This is a genomic window from Carnobacterium gallinarum DSM 4847 (genome assembly GCF_000744375.1).
Classification (GTDB): domain Bacteria; phylum Bacillota; class Bacilli; order Lactobacillales; family Carnobacteriaceae; genus Carnobacterium; species Carnobacterium gallinarum.
Window position 1 is genome coordinate 980,173 of the sequence record NZ_JQLU01000005.1, and the last position, 18,361, is coordinate 998,533.

Here is an 18,361-nt window from a genome sequence, read left to right on the forward strand (position 1 = left end):
TCAAACTATTCTGTCATTAATGGTTCCAATTGTTGGTATAATCGTTTATATTGGGCAAATCCTTGATCATATTCTTTTTTGACTTCTGGATTTGGGTGATACACTTTTTTGACTTTGATTGTCTGATCACGAGCATCTTGATAATCCTTGTAGACTCCAACTCCAATTCCCGCAAGTATTGCTGCACCAAGGGTAGTCGCTGTGTCAGATGAAGGAACTTTAATCACTTTTCCTGTTACATCGGCCTTCATTTGTGTCCAGAATTCACTATTCGCTGACCCCCCCATCGCACGCATCTCCCCAATTATCGCTCCAGCACTTTCCGCAACTTCGAGATTATCCTTTAAAGAATAGGCTACACCTTCTTGGCTAGCGCGAATTAAGTGAGATCTAGTTTTAGTAAAATCAAAGCCATAGTAGACTCCTTTGGCATGTGGGTTCCAAATTGGCGAACGTTCTCCTGCCATGTACGGTAAGAAAACTACTCCATCTGAACCCGCTGGGACACTTTTAGCCATTCGATCCATCTCATAATAGGCATCTGTTTCATGGAATTGAGCATTCTGCTTTTCTTCTAAACAATAGTTATTTTTCACCCAATCTAACACACCACCGCCACCAACTGTGCCTCCTTGCAATAACCAGTGATTCGGCACAACATGGTACCCTAGAATCAATCGCTTATCTGCTATACATTCATTCAGACAGATGCTCATTCCTTCAGCCTGTCCGCCTTGTTCTTGAGTTTCCCCATGTGCAATTACGCCAACCCCCAATGTGCCACACGCCGCATCTACTCCGCCAGCAACAACTGGAATCCCTATTTCTAAACCCGTTAACTGGCTAATCTCAGCTGTGATACTACCTACAACTTGATCTGATTTAACAATTGGTGGCAAGATTTCTAGCGGAACGCCCAATAACTCACAGATTTCTTGATTCCATTCACCTTTTTTCATATCAAAGCATTGCAATCCATAACCTTGAGACAAATCTTGCGTTTTAGCCCCAGTTAATTTATAGACGATATAACTATTAGCTTGCAGAACTTGATCGATTTTTTTGAATATTTCTGGATGATGTCGTTTTAACCAAAGAAGTTTTGGCAATGAATAGGTTGGTTCAAATGGGTTCCCCGATACTTCAAAAATTCTATCGCCGTACGCTGCCTTGACTTCATCACAAATATCCTTAGCACGTGTATCCATCCAAATTGGATTATTATATAAAACCTTGCCATCACTATCAATCGGAATCATTGACCAGCCTTGGCCGTCTACGCCAATCCCTACGATCGTAAACTCTTGCATTTCAGGCATTTTTAATAATTTTTGAATTGCTGAAACAACACTATCCCACCATTCTTCTGGCTTTTGCTCTGCCCACCCTTTTTCTGGATAATAAACAGCATATTTCTCACTAGCTGTCGCAATCACCGTACCATCGATGGAAAAAGTAGCTAATTTGCAGCTAGATGTTCCAATATCAATTCCTAATAAAGCTTCCTTCATTAACTTTCACCCCCGACTTCGTATAATACCTTCACTTCCTTTGAATCTCGTTTGCGACTATCATAAAATGGTCGCGCTTCATCTTCCAACTGATAAATACTTGTAATAAACGGCGCTAAATTAATCATTTCCCGTTGTAAATAGTCTAACGTTCCTGTCCATTCATAGCCGGGAAATGGCGCTGAATAAGACATCATTGAACCAGTAATTAATAATTCTTTTCTAAAAATCTGTTCAAAAACTTTAGCTGGGAAAACGACATCTTTCTCACTTGTTCCAACATAAACAACCTGTCCTTTTTTCTTAGTAAACTCTATTGCTTGAACTTGCGTAACTGGATTGCCAGCTGTTTCAAAGGTCGCATCAGCAAAACCATGCTTGGCAAACCATTCAGCTAAATTAACTTTTGTGGGATTCAAAACCTTATCCACTCCAATCGTTTTGGCAAATTCTAATCGATAATCATTTAAATCAACGATTATAATCTCTCCAACCCCTCGAGCTCTCAGCGCTGCTACCGTTAATAGCCCAATAGGACCAGCGCCTAAAACTAAGATGCGCCCATCCGCTTTAATCCGAAATCGCTCAATTGCATGTAATCCCACTGTAAATGGTTCAATTAAGGCTGCCTCTTTTAAGGAAACCGTATCTGGAATTTTGATGATATTTTCTTGTGGAACGACTACATATTCAGCGAATGCTCCTGCTTGATGGGAACCAATAAAGCCATAATCCTCGCACATTTGGGGATTGCCTGACATGCACTGAGAACATTTGCCACAAACAGTTAATGGCGCTACTACAACACGGTCGCCAACTACTGACCTTGTCACCTGACTACCAATTTCTGTTACAATTCCTGAAAATTCATGTCCTAGGATTTGTGGAAAAGCATGAACCGCTCCTTCAAAAAAACGTGGCATATCTGATCCACACACGCCACAATAAGCAACTTTCACTAAAACTTGAGTGCCTTCTTCAATCATAGGCACCTCAACATCTTGCAAAGTCATATCTTCTTTGCCATTTAAAACTAACGCTTTCATTTTATCCCACCTTCCCTATCCGAATCCAATCAACTCAGAAATCTTTACAATCACCCACATCAGTAGATTTCCACCTTCATCCCACGCACTGACTAGGGTTCCAGCAGCGATATTGTCTCCAAGAATATTGGTTAATTCTGCCGCTCCTGTCGTTAATCCAGCTAATGACGTTGCTACTAAAGTTGTTGGAATAATCCAAATTGTAGTTAGAATGACATTATACACAATATTTCCCTTCGTATAAGGGGCCATTCCACCAATCCAATAAGGCAAAGCTGCAAGACTCGCTACCGGTAGAAAATTATTTCCCGGCAATAAAGCTGATACAAAAATAGCAATTGGATACATAATAATCACGGTTGACATAACCGATGGGTCTGACAATAATAACACTGGATCCACTGCAATATTTAATTTACGCCCTTTAAATCGGTCTCTCATAAAGCTAGCCAAATTATCCGTAATCGGTAAAATTCCATCAGCTACAAATTGTAACATTGCTGGTAGAATGACTAAAATAGCTGCTAATTTAATCGATAATTGAATAATTTCTGCTATACTAATACGGCTAACAAGCCCAATAATAACGCCTAATAATGCCCCGATAACACTATTTTCTCCTAAAAGACCAAACTTTTCCTTAATATCACTTGATGATGCTTTGACTTTATTTAATCCCGGAATAATGTTGATAATCTTCATTGCAAAAAAAGCAAACGTTGCTGGGAATGTTGCTGATGGTGCAGGAACGGTTACTCCCTCCAGATGATTAAATTCCTGAAATTTCTTTGCATGAAAATCGGCTAAAAACATTGATAGAACTAACGTTCCAATTCCAACAATAATTCCTAAAGTAATACTTCCAGTAAATGCCCAGAACATGACGCCAAGAGCTTGACCATGCCAAATATTCCACATATCTACCCATAAAGTTGATGTTAAGCGCAGAGAAACTAAAATAATATTAATGACCACAATTCCTAGAATGACCCACGGTACACCTGGCCAACTCCAAGCAGCGGTAACACTACCATACCCAATATCAACGATTGAAAAATCAGCATTTAATTGTTCCGAAAGCTTTTGAGTAATAGGTTGCATCGCTTGCACCGAAAAATCAGTGATCATATTTAAACCAGTTAACCCAATTCCAATCAAGAGAGCACTTTTGATACTGACTTTAAAGCCAGCTTTACAGCATAATCCAATAATTAACATCACAATTGGAACAAAATAAGTTCCACCTAAGCCGATAAACCATTCAATTGCAGATTTTAAAATTTCCAACAAATACACCTCCATTTATCTTTAGAAAGCGATTACATTAAATCTGTTTAAATCGTGAAGAATAAGAAGATGCTCATTCCTATTCTTCACTTCAATCAGAACAAACTAATTCGTTTCATGAACAATAGTTAAGAATGTATCTAGTGCTTTGGCAGGATCTTCTGCTTGATAAATATTCCGCCCAAAAACAATTCCTGCTGTGCCTGCTGAAATCGAAGCCGCTGCCATTTTTTCAGCATCTGCATCTGCGATTTTCGAACCGCCAGCAATCAATAGCGGAGCCGGACTAATATCCTGTAACTCTTTTAGACGTTCAGGTGTATCTGGATATTTCACTTTAATAAAATCAGCCCCTAATTCAGCTGCCATTCTAGTATGAACTTTCATTAATTCTAACTTCATCGTTCCATCAGGATTGGTTTCTTTATTTTTAACCACCCGAGGTTCAATAATATGAATCAGTCCATATTTTTGACAAAGCTCATTCACTTCATAGTTACGACGCATCTCTTTCGCTTCCATCTCTGGATCATCAAATCCAATAAATAAATAGGTCATCACACCCGTTGCTCCACTTGCTAAGACACGTTCAATCGACGTAACGGGTTCAATGCTTCCCTCATTGTAACCAAGATGCTGACTAGGACGGCTGACACTTTGCCAATCATATAAAGCAATCATTTCTGGTGCATCTTTCCCTTCAAATAACGGCTGGCAATAAGGTAAAAAGCCCATCGGCATTAGGATTGCATCAGATTTTCGTAATGTTTCTGTTTGCTTTTTGATCTCTTCATTGGTCTCCATCCCTTTAATCGGTCCCAGTAAAATCCCATGTGCATACGCTACCATAACTGTTCGTTGTGACTTTGGATTTAAAAACCGACTAATACGTAACTCTTTCCCAACTTGATTTGTTACTTTTACCATCTTTTTTTCCTCGCCTTCTCTATATTAATTGATGTTTATAAATCTAATAGCCCTGGGTTAAAAACTTTTTCTGGATCAAGAGCTGTTTTAATTTCCTTAAGAATGTCGTATGAATCACCGATCTCTTGCTTAAACCACGGCAAACGTTGACGTCCAATTCCATGATGATGCGCTGTTGAACCACCTTCTGCAAGAACATTCTCCATAATGATTGACCAGATTTCATTGAATTGATTCAAGGTATCTTCTCGATCTTTTCCTTCTGCAAAAACAATGAAATAAATATTCCCACCACTTGGATAAAAATGCGAACAATGAGCCCAGAGTTTAGCGACTTTGCCTTCTAATTTTCCAGAGACAACTTCAAATATTTTAGCTAGTTCACGCCAATTTGCGCTAATCTCAATAGCATCTGCAATAATCGTATCTTCTGAATTGCCTTCTTTTAACCAATCTGCGTTATAGCGATGCTCTTCCCAACGAGTTCCGATTTCAGAACCAATATCCACACCATCACGTTTTTCAGCTGTCAATAAAACTTGCTTTAATAATTCTGGTACAACCGTTTCTGCTCCTACAATCCCGACAATCATTAAAACCTTATCTGACTGGCGCTTGATTTTATTATATAGATTTTGAGCCTCATCTGCGTTGTAAATCCGAATAACTGCTGGAACAATATCTCTTAAATAAAAATCACGAGCAACTTGAATCGCCTCTTGTAATGAATTAAATTCAATCCCACGAAATTCAGTTCTTTCAGGTATTTTTCTGACTTTTAACGTTACTTTTGTAATCAATCCTAGCGTCCCTTCTGAACCAATAAATAAATTCGGAATATGTGGGCCTGTTGCAGAGCGAGGAATATTATGATTTGTATACAGTTCGCCATTTGGTAAAATAACTTCCAAACACTGCACCATATCTTCAATATTTCCATATTTGCTACTAAATGTTCCTGCCGATTTTGTTGCCACCAGACCACCAACCGTTGCCAAATCAATTGATTGAGGATAATGACCAGTTGTATAACCACGTTCATTCAGATAATCTTCCAGCTCACGACCGAATAACCCAGCATTCACTGTAATCAATAAATTCTTTTCATCAAAATCAACAATGCCTGTAATTTTTTGCATATCAATCGTTAAAGATGGTTTTTCTGGAACGATTCCACCCAAGACTCCTGAAGCTCCACCAAACGGAACTACTGCTAAATGATGGTCAAATGCATACTTAATTGCTTCTTGTGCTTCTAGAACTGTCTCTGGAACGGCAACGATTTCTGGCAAATGAGCTTGAATTTTTCCCTCAGGCCATTTTGCAATTGCTGGCCACCAGTCGATGATGTACTTTCTTTTCTCTTGAGAATCCGTAATCCACTGAATCATAAAATCTTCCTCCTAATTAATTAATCTGTTCTACAATATACAGTATACTGTATATTGGTATAAAGTCAATGCCTTTTAATAAATTGGATTGACTTTCTCAGAAATGACTGCTGTTTGAATCTTATGAACATTCGTCAGATCAATATGTTCTAGGACTGCTCTTGTAATCTCATTTTCATGATTAATAGTTAAAACTGCTTCTGAAATTTCTTCAGTGATAGACTGATCTAAATCAATATCTGTTAAGTAAATCGACTCACTAATCACTAAGTTTGTTTGCTTTGTTTTATGCCAAATAGCGCAATCAATCTCTCCTTTAGTTACCTTCAACGGAACATTTTCATATTCCACATCTACACTAACATATTCTTGATTCGGGAAAATTGCTTTCGTTAAAATCATGTGATCGTACGACCGATAATCAATGCCGATTCTCAACTTTTCATTTTTATCTAAAATTGGACGATTTGAAACAATAACTAATGAATCTTTCTCGTAAAAAGAATGAGCTCCGAATTTTAAAGACATCTCTAATTGCTCTGCCGTTTTTTGTCGATCAATTGCTGAACCCACTGATGAAACAACAAAATCTTCCTCTGAAACCTCAGATAAAATCTTATCAAAACGTACACTTGAGCCATAACCATAGACTAAAATTAAAGGAATCCCCTGTTTGTGAAACTCTTCTCTTAATCCCATAGCAAGTCCTTGCATTTCTAAACTAATCGGGCTAGGCATCAATCCGACGATATTATTTTTCTGCAAATATTGCCACAGCTGTCCCATATTTTTATCTTCTAACACCGTTCCATAACGCGGTTGCGCTTTGATTTGAACTACACCTAAGCTTTCAAACTCTTTGATCGCACTTTGAATGGTTCCTGTACCTACGCCTAATTCCTTTTGTAAATCACTAATCGTCGCAATTCGCTCACCAATTTTTGTTACAAAGAATTTTTTAGCCAATATTTTTTGAACTTCATTTTTTTTACTTAATTGCATGTTTCTCACCACTTTCCTTTGTCTAAACACTGTAAATCATACTCTATTTTAGTTTGCCTGCTAGCACTTATTTTAGCGCTATTTTCCGATTTTTCACTTCACAATGTCTATTCTATCACGTTGTTGTGAGAGATGATACTTTGGGCGGTAAAAGACCTTAAAGAGCGACTAACTTTATAGCAAACAGAGCTTTAACTAAAAAAGCCATTTACCTATTATATTGGCTCTATAATTTAAAGACGAATTAGCGACGCCTACCTAAAAAGAAAATGGATCATTAATCATTCAAAATATAAGAGTTGGCAGAGTTTTCGACCCCCTAAATATCCTTATCAAACAGAAACAATAATTATTGACCGTCTCCTTGGCTATTTAGAACCATTAAAATTAGCTTATAGCTGCTTCCATGATATGATGGATTCTTTTAGAAATAAAGATCCTAACTTATTTATCAACATTTTAAAAGAATTATCTGAAACTTTAGATTCTGAGTTTCGTAAGAAATTCCAAAATCTCCTACCGTATGAAGAAGACCTTCGAAACTCGATGATCTACTCTTACTCCAATGGTAAGATTAAAACTAAAAATACTCATATTAAAATACTAAAACGCGTATTCTATGGATTCAACTCATTTGAGAACATGAAATTAAGAATATTTATGATTAATCATCTTATTGAAATAAGAGAATAAAAAAACTATGAATGAGATGACTTCGTTTCATTCATAGTTTCTCTTCAATTTAATTCATCAGTCCTTATTGACAAAGAGCCAAGAAACCCATCTGCTATGCAAATGAGTTTTTCTTCTTTATTGAAAATTATATTTGGTATAAATTCCTTTTTTATCTGTTATTAAAAGGATTCCCTTGGGCGGATTAGCCTTAGAAATATCTTTCATTGTAATCGTCATTGATTTTATATTTTCACCGGGTTTCAGTTTACTATCCACTTCCATATTATCATCAAACATCTCTGCCTGAGTAATATCTCCCTTATCATTCATAAAGAAAAATTTGTCTATTGGAAATTCCGCCGCTTTATTCGAAGTGATCGTAACCTTAATTTTATCATTTAAATAACCTTCACTATCCTCAGTTATTTTATGCTTCATTTGGTCAATTTTAAACGTTGAGTTAATTTCATTATTTTTTTCTTTTGAAATCAAAACTTCATTTATTTTAGTGTTCTCATACTTTTTATTTATATTTACATAACTATTTCCTAAAAATACAATCAAAAAAATACATAACAAAGTGATGATTACTAGTATTGGCCATCGATATTTTTTTAAATACACTTTCTCACCTCTTATTTTTTACTAGTTAAACAATTCTACCCTCTGATATGTTGATAATTCGGTCACTAATTTCTTCTAAGAATAGTCGATCGTGACTAGATACTAGTACAGTCTTCCCCTCGTTTTTTTGAGTTAAAATTAATTTTTTTAAAAAGACTTTCCCTTTATCATCTAATGCATTGGTCGGTTCGTCTAAAATGATAATTGGTGAATCCGAAATTAAGGCGCAGGCTAAAGATAATCTTTTTTTCATTCCAAGTGAAAATTCTTTTACTTTTTTCTCATCTTGCTTCAATCCAACATATTCCAATAATTCTTTAATTTTCTCAGCCGTCTTTGGCTTGTCATTTAATAGACTGATTAATTCTAAATTTTTACGCGCTGAAAATTCTTCCAATATGCCTTCATTATCCATTGAAAAAGCTACATCACTTGCAAACAATTCATCTTTTCTTATCTGCTTTCCATTAACAATTACATTTCCTTCATCTGGATTTAAAAAACCAATAATTGTTTTAAATATCATTGATTTTCCAGATCCATTCGGACCACTAAAACCACAGATTACTCCATCATCAATAGTAAAGCTGACTTCATCTAAAATCAGTTTGCGCTTAAGTTTCTTGGATACATTATTAAACTTGATAATTTCCATAATTAAGTCCTTCTTTCAACAAAATCAATTTTTTTAATTTTAATCATTGTTAGTAAATTAATTACTATAAAAATCAGTAGTAATATTAAATAGTTTTTAAATAGATAGTTACTATCAAATCTAGATAACATAGTTCCATCGATAATTGCGGAATAAGGAATATAGACATCTACAATAAGAAGTCCAAAAAATAACATTATAGTCATAATATTATTTAGGAAAATCGATGAAATTAATTGAAAGGTAATTAAAAAAACAAAACTAAATATACAAATATAAATGAAAAAAAACATATTTTGAAATAACATTCGATTAATTAATAACATAACTGTAAAAAAAACAATTTCGATTAATAGACTTAGAACTATCGTTGAAAAAAAATACGTAGCCAGTGAAACTCGGCTTACAATTGGATAATCTTTTCTTAATAGCTTTTCTTGGGAATCACCAACTATCAAAATAGGCGTCATTAAAAAAAACAACCACATAATCGGCAATGTTTTTCTTTCTACATCAGGCTGAACCCCATAGAGAATACTACTAATCCCATCTAATTCATTATTTTTAGAAATAACAATTAAAAATATTGATACTAAAAAAAGGATTCCAGCTCTAATTTTTATATAATTAAACAATAAAAAACCATTTCTAATCAGCAGATTAGTCATTATTTGGCTTTTTTGATATAATTTTTTTCGAATATCATCCATCGTTGAGCAACCTCCAAGATAGTGAATAGTAATAGTAAAAACAAACTATTTTTCAAGAAAACCTGCTTACTGGCATTCGCTGCATCTTTCATAAAACCATGTGCAAAAAATAATTGAATTCCTAATTTCTGTAGAAATAAGTCGCCATAACATAATAAATAGACCATTAAAACTGTCGTAATTTTATTATTCGTAAAAATATAAATGACATTCATCAGCTTTAAAAAAATAAAAATAGCAGAAAAATAAATGACTAGCGCTAAAATCTGCCAGATACTAACCTCGGGAATCAGTCTACTACCCATGAAAATTTTCATCACAAAAGAGGTTCCTACAAAAACGAGAAAATAGACTATAAAGTAAAAATAAATTTGTATATTTATAAACTTATTCGGTTGTTTTATATAAAATATTTGTGAAAATAGAATTGAAATTATTGGAAAAATAAAAATTATCGGAAGAAATGGAATCATGATCTTCTCAACATTATTATGACTTTGCAGGCTCCCTCCTGCTACCTCTAAAAAGGTAAGTTTTGGATCACTCCCTATAAATAACGAGAACTGAACAATAAAGAAAACACATAATAACAGTACATATAATCCATCAAATAAATAACTATTTCTCGATTTCATTTTAAAATAATAGCTAAATAACTCCATTTTTCTTTACCCCTTTAATGAAATAATAAAAAGATAAGCATAAAATAATAAAATAGATTGCCATAACTATACTCAAATGAGGCAGTTGTTGCACTGGGCTTAATTCTATGAGTATAAATACTGGTGAATAAACTATTGTTGGAAGAACATAAGACAATATTGTCATGACTAGCACAATTAAAAATCCAGAACTGATAGCCGTATAAATATTTTTAGTATATAAACTAATCGTGGCCGATACACAAGAACATAGCGCTGACAAACAACCTGTCATAACCATATAGAAAAAAATCAATAGGTACGGATTTGAAAAAAACAACTGACTAAAATACGTACTACTTGTACTAACACCTAAATTCGAGTTAAGCAATGCATCTGGTGCTATATTTGGAAATAGGGCTAATGCAATCAATAAATTCAGACCTAATGGAATAAATGAAATTAAAAATCCAGAAAAAAAACTAATACTAAACGTACTCAAAGAATACTTAGTAATACTTCGTTTTTGAAGAAATCTCAGAAAGTAGCCATCTTGTTTGTCTTCAAATACAATTAAATTTGCACCTAATGCCGAAAATAATGGTAACAAAAAATAGAATAACATCGAGTAACCACCACTAAAATCGTTACCTATCCATGCAGTACTTGGAATATGTAATAAATTTATACCGTCTAAATAATGCGTTCTAGGTACCATATCAAGAAAAATATGAATACTGATTAATAACAAGCCAACAAAAACACCACTTAAATATTTTACGTTCGATAATCGAATAAACCAATATTTCATATGAGAACTCCTTAATTATTCATTTATAGTCGCTTTTAAATTCTATATAGGCTAAGTTTGTGACATTATCATTTATTATATTGAGTTAACTATCGATCAGGTCGCCATGTACCATAGGCACTACCATATGTTCGGATATTATCTGAAATCCAAGCATTATTCCCTGTTCCATACCATTCTACAAGATAGTTTGTTAAATAAGTCGTTCCTCTTGATGAAATTCTATAAGTATTTCCATTGGCAACAGAAACATTACCAGTACGACCAGCTTTACTAGAGTGTCCCCATGCCTCTGCACTAATCTGTCCGCTTATTTTAGTAATATTTAAAACATATGAAGAAGTCGTCCATTTTTGAATTCGATAAGTTGTATCATAAGGATCGTTCCATCTATTTTCTAAATGAACATAATTAGGATCATATGCTTCCACTGATCCTACACTTAAAATTGCCATTCCAATAAAACTCATACTAACAAACAATAAACTAATCCACTTTTTTTTCAATACTTTCTCCCCCTTTCACAAACTTAGCTTATTCTAACTATAACATTTGAATTTTTAAAAAACAATCATTATTAATAAAAATGATTGTTTTTATATTTCATAAAATTTTTATATTTTATAAAAAATGATTCTATTGCAAAATTTTTTGATTCATAAAAGGTATGGCTACCCCTCATTTAGACCTTACTTTTTATGCAGTGCAATTACTAGCATTACTTCAATTTCATCCCATACGAAAAAGTCGAAGAACTGAAACGTTCTTCGACTTTATATTCTAGGTAAATGGCTCTTCTTTTATTTTTGACTAAAGATTTCCTCAGTCTTTCCGTCAATCGTCTCCTGAATAATAAACTCTTTAGTAGCTAGATTGGCATTTAAAGTCGCTTTCACATCTTGATTTTCCCATGTAATTAACACTGTCTGCTCGTCTAGTTGCTCTACAGAAAAAGTCCCAGAGAACGCCGTAGAACGGTTTCTAAACTTCAATAGTTCAAATAAGTTCTGGACAACTGGTCTTTGAACTTCTTGTTGAATTTCTGCTAAATCATAGTAATGACGGTTGATATTTCGTCCTTCTTTTGACGACTCTAATAACGCAATATCATTTTCCCCAGCCAGTAAGCCCACGTAATAAATCTGCGGAATCCCAGGAGCAAAACACTGAATAGCCCGAGCTAACGTGTATGCTCGATCGTCATTACCTAGAGCGCTATAGTAGGTGCAGTTAATCTGATAAATATCTAAATTATTGTACGCCTCTGAGCTATAAATCTTTTTCACGTTAGCTCCTTGACTGTACAACGATTCTCGCGTGAGTTCTATCTCTTCATCCGTCAATAAATCTTTGACATCCACTATCCCAATGCCATCATGAGTGTCTAACGTGGTAAATTGCTTTCGAGGACAGATGGTCATCCAATGAACAAGTCGTTGCACACTCCCACTGTATAATCCATGTAAAACCAACATTGGCAACGCAAAGTCATAGACATAATAATCTTGATTCGCAATTTTTTGTTGAATCGTATAATGTTCGTGGATTTCAGGTAAAACGATAGTCTCATACGGCGTCACAAGTTGACTACAAAAATCCAACATCTCCCAAATATCTGGTTCCACAAAGAAATCATTGGTTCCAATTTTTTTATTTGCATAGGCGAAAGCATCTAGACGAATAATCGACGCGCCCTGTTCTGCAAGAAACTCTAGTTGTTCCTTGATAAAATTTCTTGTGGTTTCCGTCGTAACATCTAAATCAATCTGCTGCTCGTCAAAGGTACACCAGACCTTTTCCTTTGTGCCATCAGCAAAAGTCACCTCAACATAAGGCGCTCTCGGCTTGCGCTTATAGATTAAATCAACATCCGCTTGAGTGGGTTCTCCATTTGGCCAAAAATCTTTGTACCGAATAAACATATCTTTGTACGCTGATTGATCTTTCTTAGCTAAAAAATCTTGAAAATAAGGTGATTTTTGTGAAATATGGTTAATCATGAAATCCATCATAAAATAATACTTCTCGCTAATTTTTTTAACGTCTTCCCACTCACCAAACGCTTCATCAACCTTCGTATAATCCATTGGTGCAAAACCTCGATCACCAGATGACGGGTAAAATGGAAGCAAATGCACACCGCCCACGACATCCTTTAAATGAGTCTCTAACACTTGATGCAACTCGTTTAGATTTTTCCCTAAGCTATCCGAATACGTAATTAGCATTGCTTGATTCTTTATTTTCAACTGATTTCCCCTCCTTTAAAAATTTGCCAGAACCAGACTCTGATAAGGCTGTAACTGAATTTCATCTGTACTAATGGCTATAGCATCTTGATAATTATTCAATACTACTTGTGTAAATAGTGGATCAACTGGATAAGCTACAGATTGATCTGAGAAATTAATCAAAACCAGTACGCTTTGTCCATCAAGCTTGCGTTCATAGGCAATGATTGCTGGTGTCGTCCCTGTAATTGGACTGAAATTGCCATAAGTTAGCACGTTTTTATATGGAGCGGTTGTACGTAATGTAATCATTTTTTTATAATAGCTTAGAAGCGTATCCTCAGTTTGTTGATTATCTGCATTGATGTCTTGGTAGTTAGGATTCACCTTTAACCAAGTCTGATCTGAAGTTGAAAATCCAGCATTTTTTGTGTGATCCCATTGCATCGGTGTTCGCGAATTATCACGACTACGACGATTCATACCAGCAAAGGCTTCTTCATGGCTAATTCCTGCTAAACGAGCACGTTTATACTGATCGTGAGTGGCGATGTCGTCGTATTCAGCCAATGAATCCATGTGAATATTGGTCATGCCTAGCTCTTGTCCTTGATAAATAAAAGGTGTCCCTCGTAAGAACATAAATAATGTGCCTAGCATTTTTTTACTATACTCGTTGATATCCTTCTCAGGAATGTATTTGTTAATCGATCTTGGTTGATCGTGATTTTCCAGATATAAAGCTCCCCAACCTTTTTCTTGTGTAACTAGCTGATTAGCAAAGATATTTTCCCGCAGTTCATCCAATGTCCAATTGCTAAATTTAAACCATTCACCTGTTTCAGGTACGTCAATATCGGTATAGCTAAAATCAAATACCATGCTAAAGAATCCATCTTCGCCAATATATTCTGCCAAACGTTCATCTGGAACATCTGCTTCAGCAACCGTCATACTGTTGTGTAATTTAAACGTTCTTTCATTTAATTCTTTCAGCCAGACTTCGATTCCTGGTTGATTCAAAATCCAGTCGCCAATAAATACTAAACCATCTTCACCATCAGCTTCAAAATTCCCTAGCTCAATCCTTTTCTTAACATTTAAAATCGCGTCAATTCGGAAACCGCCGAGACCTTTTTCTAGCCAGTAATTCACCATGTCGTACAAATCTTCTCTCACTTCAGGGTTTTCCCAATTTAAATCAGGCTGCTTTTTAGTAAAAGCATGCAAATAAAACATATTGTCTTCATTAGGTACCTTTTCCCAAGCCGAACTACCGAAATAAGAACGCCAATTATTAGGTGGTAACCCGTTCACGCCTTCTTTAAAAATGTAATAGTCGCGATACTTACTTGTTGGATCGTTTAAGGCTTCTTGAAACCAAGCATGTTCGTCAGACGTATGATTAATAACTAAATCCATCACGATTTTAATCTCTAGCTCAGCCGCTTTTTGAATCAACTCATCTAACTCTTCATTCGTACCAAACATTGGATCAACCGAATAATAATCTGCGATATCATAGCCACCATCGTCCATCGGCGACTTGTAAACTGGACATAGCCAGATGACCGTAATTCCTAATGCTTTTAAATAATCCAAACGTTGGATAATGCCTTGAATGTCTCCTAAACCATCTCCGTTGCTATCCTGAAAGCTTTTTGGATAAATCTGATAGACAATCGCCTCTTTCCACCACTTTTTATGCTCCATTATATCTCGTTCCTTCCATACCATAATTTTTCATTTATTTAATTGCTCCGTCTACAACACCAGAAATAATTTTCTTTTGCATCACAAAATAGAAAATCAAGACTGGCAAGAGAACTAAGACTAACGCTGCCATTGCGACATTGTAATTTGCCGTGTATTTCCCAAAGAAGTAAAAAGTCGATAAGGGTAGTGTCCGTACGTCATCATTTACTAATACTAACGAGGGAAGTAGGTAGTCATTCCACACCCAAAGGACATCTAAAATCGCAATCGTCGCTGTTGTTGGTTTTAGCATCGGCATCACGATTTTAAAGAATACTTGAAATTTATTGGCGCCATCAATAATTGCGGCTTCCTCTAATTCCACTGGAATATTTTTAATAAAGCCATGAAACATAAACGTTGCCATGCTAATTCCAAAGCCTAAATAAAAATAAATCAACATACCACGGCTGTTCAATAAATTTAAATTTCCAAAAATAGTGACAAAGGGAATCATAACAGATTGAAACGGGATAATCATAGATGCAACAAGTGCCATAAAAATAACTTTGTTAATCTTCCAGTTCCAACGAACTAAAAAGTAGGCTAGCATCGATGAAAAAATGATAATAATCGTCACTGAAATGACTGTAACGATTAATGAATTCAATACGGCTGATCCATAATTCATCGTTTGATACGCTTCAATAAAATTCGCAAAACTAAAGCTTTTTGGTAAAGATAACGGATCAGCTACTACTTCTAATCGTGTTTTAAAAGAATTTAATAGAATCAATAAAAATGGAAAAACGTATAAGACAAATAACAAGGCACACATCGTAAAGAAAATGATTTTATTTAGATTTTTCTGTAATTTCATTCCCACTATGCTTCAACCTCTTTTCTCTTCATAACAGCTACTTGTGTTAAAGCAATTGTCGCTACAATGACAAATAAAATAATCGCTTTAGCTTGTCCCATACCGTAATTTTGATATAAAAATGCATCATTATAAACATGCATTGAAATTAATTCGGTTGAACGATAAGGTCCGCCCTTTGTTAAAGACAGATTCGTATCGTAAACCATAAAGCTACGTTGTAGCGTCAAAAAGATACTGATTGTAAATGATGGCAACATCATTGGTAGCTTGATTTTTTGTAGAATTTGCCAGCTATTTGCTCCATCTAATTCGGCTGCTTCAATTAACGATTTTGGAATACCAGATAATCCGGCAATATAAAGCAACATCATGTAACCTGAATTCTGCCAAATTCCGACAATAATCAACGCCCATAAGGATTTATCAGGATCCGCTAGCCAAGAACCATTAAATAACCCAATATCAAAAGAAGTTCCTAGATAAACTAAAATCCGTGAAAAGACAAATTGCCAGATAAAACCAAGAATGACGCCACCGATTAAATTAGGTGTAAAAAAGCCCATTCGGAAAAAGTTTTGCCCTTTAAAACCACTAGTTACTAATAACGCTAAAACAAATGCAATTAAATTGGTTAAAATTAATGACCAAAATGTGTATTTAAAGGTTAAAATAATGGACTCTAAAAACTTAGGATCACTAAAAGCATCAAGATAATTCTTAAACCCAACAAATTCTGTTGAGATGTTCGTTCCTGTTGAATTGGTTACCGTCATAAAAATCCCCACTACAAATGGAATGATGACAACGGTTAGAAATACAAACACCGGAATCGCCGCAAAAATACCAAAGACTTTTATTTTATCGATTAATTTCTTTTCAGAATACATGGTTGATTCCTCCTCTATAAATGAGAGACTAGCGGGTTATTTCCCGCTGGTCTTCCAGTATTCTTCTAATTCTGTTGCTAGTTCTGTTTGATTGATTTTGCCATCAAGATATTTTTGCAAGCTTGCTCCCATTGCTGGAAATGCAGTTGCTGGATAGTGAGCATTCATCCACTCTAACGTTTTACCCTCTTGTAAATAGGCTAGAACTTCTTTTGATAGCTCATCTTTAGGCTCAACTTTATTGCTTTTTGAGACTGGAATAAAGCCTAATTTATTGACATAATATTCTTGTCCTTCGGCATCTTCGTACAACCAGTTCAAGAAGTCTTTTGCCCCATCTTGTTGTTCTTTAGAGGATTGTTCTCTATCAATTCCCCATGTTTGTGGAACCCCAATTGAAATTTGAGAGTTGCCATAACCATTAGATTCATCACTCATTGGCACTGGCATAATGCCGATTTTTGCATCTGGATTTGCTTCTTTTATTTGTGGATATGCCCAATTTCCCATAAACCACAGTCCGATATCACCGTTAGCTAAACCAAGTGTTGCTGAATCGTAATCTGCTGATAGTGGTGCTTTTTTCGCAGCGTTGTATTTTTTCATTAAATCAAAGGTAGACACCCAGTCACTATAAACCTTATTATCCTTAAGTTCAGCTGAACCTGATTTCATAGAAGCCATAAATTCTTGTCTTTTTTCAGTTGTGTCAGCTTGATCGGTAAACAATAGATTTGTATAGTGGGCACCTAAAGACCAGTCCATTGGCGATAACTCTAACGCTTTTTTCCCGTCTAAGTCAGCAATCTTTTTCATCAAATCTTCTAAATCTTTACGACTGGTAATTGATTCTGGCTTAAATTTTCCATCAACGGCTTTATCTAAAACATCTTTATTATATAAAAATCCAAAAGATTCAATAGATGTTGGAATCCCAATAACTTTACCGTTAACTGTTCCAGCATCTAGGTATTGCTGGTCGATATTTTTTACAAGTGGCAAATCAGAAAGGTCTAAAAATTTATCCTCCCATTGCGCCAATTCAGAATAAACTCCCGTATTAATTAGAACAGGAGCATTTTTAGAGGCATATAAAGAGGTTAACTTTTCTGTAGCATTCTGGCCTGCTAGCGGAATAATTTTTACTGTATATTTTTCTTGAGACTTATTATAGGTTTCGACTGTCTCATCTAATTCTTTGGCAATCTCTTCTTTACCAATCAACATGCTAACTTCCGTTTTATTTCCTTTACTAGAAGTTCCGCTGCCACTGCTACAACCTGCCAATACTGCAGCTGTTATCACTGCACCAATCATCATTGCTTTAAATCTTTTTTCATCTCTATTCCCTCCAATTTTCATTAAGTAATCGTTTTCTGATATCG

17 protein-coding genes and 1 pseudogene are annotated in these 18,361 nt (G+C 35.1%); 1 reads left to right on the plus strand and 17 read right to left on the minus strand.

All coding sequences use genetic code 11. The features are described from left to right. Positions 1-5: 5 nt before the first annotated feature. The 6 genes from BR43_RS09360 to BR43_RS09385 all read right to left on the minus strand — a co-directional run bounded on the left by BR43_RS09360 (position 6) and on the right by BR43_RS09385 (position 7,164). A complete protein-coding gene (locus tag BR43_RS09360; RefSeq protein WP_034561444.1) occupies positions 6-1,511 on the minus strand; it encodes a xylulokinase in 1,506 nt (501 codons plus the stop codon). Beyond that, positions 1,511-2,557 (minus strand): galactitol-1-phosphate 5-dehydrogenase, encoded by a 1,047-nt coding sequence (locus BR43_RS09365; RefSeq protein WP_034561445.1) that lies wholly within the window; start codon positions 2,555-2,557, stop codon positions 1,511-1,513. Before BR43_RS09365 ends, BR43_RS09360 begins: the two co-directional genes overlap by 1 nt. A gap of 15 nt (positions 2,558-2,572) precedes the next feature. Next, entirely contained in the window at positions 2,573-3,844 is a 1,272-nt protein-coding gene (locus BR43_RS09370; RefSeq protein WP_034561447.1) for a PTS transporter subunit IIC, read from the minus strand. A gap of 105 nt (positions 3,845-3,949) precedes the next feature. Next, on the minus strand, positions 3,950-4,771 hold the full coding sequence (locus BR43_RS09375; RefSeq protein WP_034561448.1) for a class I fructose-bisphosphate aldolase: 822 nt from the start codon (positions 4,769-4,771) through the stop codon (positions 3,950-3,952). Positions 4,772-4,806: 35 nt separating this feature from the next. Further along, complete coding sequence (locus BR43_RS09380; protein ID WP_034561449.1) at positions 4,807-6,162, minus strand: FAD-binding oxidoreductase; 1,356 nt, start codon at positions 6,160-6,162, stop codon at positions 4,807-4,809. A gap of 75 nt (positions 6,163-6,237) precedes the next feature. Further along, positions 6,238-7,164, minus strand: coding sequence for a YhfZ family protein (locus tag BR43_RS09385; RefSeq protein WP_034561450.1), 927 nt, complete (start codon positions 7,162-7,164; stop codon positions 6,238-6,240). 258 nt (positions 7,165-7,422) lie between these two features. Between BR43_RS09385 and BR43_RS19565 the strand changes: the two are divergent. Beyond that, a pseudogene (locus BR43_RS19565) lies at positions 7,423-7,857 on the plus strand (transposase); the annotation flags it as partial. 117 nt (positions 7,858-7,974) lie between these two features. On the opposite strand, the gene BR43_RS09390 reads toward BR43_RS19565, so the two are convergent. From BR43_RS09390 to BR43_RS09440, 11 genes are all read right to left on the minus strand, one after another. After that, positions 7,975-8,463 (minus strand): hypothetical protein, encoded by a 489-nt coding sequence (locus BR43_RS09390; RefSeq protein ID WP_034561451.1) that lies wholly within the window; start codon positions 8,461-8,463, stop codon positions 7,975-7,977. 25 nt (positions 8,464-8,488) lie between these two features. Continuing rightward, on the minus strand, positions 8,489-9,118 hold the full coding sequence (locus BR43_RS09395; protein WP_034561452.1) for an ABC transporter ATP-binding protein: 630 nt from the start codon (positions 9,116-9,118) through the stop codon (positions 8,489-8,491). 2 nt (positions 9,119-9,120) lie between these two features. Continuing rightward, entirely contained in the window at positions 9,121-9,828 is a 708-nt protein-coding gene (locus tag BR43_RS19120; RefSeq protein ID WP_051933893.1) for a hypothetical protein, read from the minus strand. Continuing rightward, positions 9,786-10,148, minus strand: a complete 363-nt coding sequence (locus BR43_RS19895) for a hypothetical protein (protein ID WP_157463984.1) — start codon at positions 10,146-10,148, stop codon at positions 9,786-9,788. The genes BR43_RS19120 and BR43_RS19895 overlap by 43 nt, the downstream gene beginning before the upstream one ends. Positions 10,149-10,476: 328 nt before the next feature. Then, a complete protein-coding gene (locus BR43_RS09410) occupies positions 10,477-11,280 on the minus strand; it encodes a hypothetical protein (protein WP_034561456.1) in 804 nt (267 codons plus the stop codon). Between the two features lie 89 nt (positions 11,281-11,369). Continuing rightward, a complete protein-coding gene (locus BR43_RS09415; RefSeq protein WP_034561457.1) occupies positions 11,370-11,786 on the minus strand; it encodes a hypothetical protein in 417 nt (138 codons plus the stop codon). 294 nt (positions 11,787-12,080) lie between these two features. Then, entirely contained in the window at positions 12,081-13,529 is a 1,449-nt protein-coding gene (gene gtfA / locus BR43_RS09420) for a sucrose phosphorylase (RefSeq protein ID WP_034561458.1), read from the minus strand. Between the two features lie 15 nt (positions 13,530-13,544). Further along, positions 13,545-15,224, minus strand: a complete 1,680-nt coding sequence (locus BR43_RS09425; RefSeq protein ID WP_157463986.1) for a glycoside hydrolase family 13 protein — start codon at positions 15,222-15,224, stop codon at positions 13,545-13,547. A gap of 34 nt (positions 15,225-15,258) precedes the next feature. After that, entirely contained in the window at positions 15,259-16,086 is an 828-nt protein-coding gene (locus tag BR43_RS09430) for a carbohydrate ABC transporter permease (protein WP_034564988.1), read from the minus strand. Positions 16,087-16,091: 5 nt separating this feature from the next. Then, positions 16,092-16,976, minus strand: a complete 885-nt coding sequence (locus tag BR43_RS09435) for a carbohydrate ABC transporter permease (RefSeq protein ID WP_034561460.1) — start codon at positions 16,974-16,976, stop codon at positions 16,092-16,094. A 36-nt stretch (positions 16,977-17,012) separates the two neighbouring features. Further along, positions 17,013-18,338 carry an ABC transporter substrate-binding protein gene (locus tag BR43_RS09440; protein WP_034561461.1) on the minus strand — a complete coding sequence of 442 codons (1,326 nt, stop codon included), beginning with the start codon at positions 18,336-18,338 and terminating at the stop codon, positions 17,013-17,015. Between the last annotated feature and the right edge of the window lie 23 nt (positions 18,339-18,361).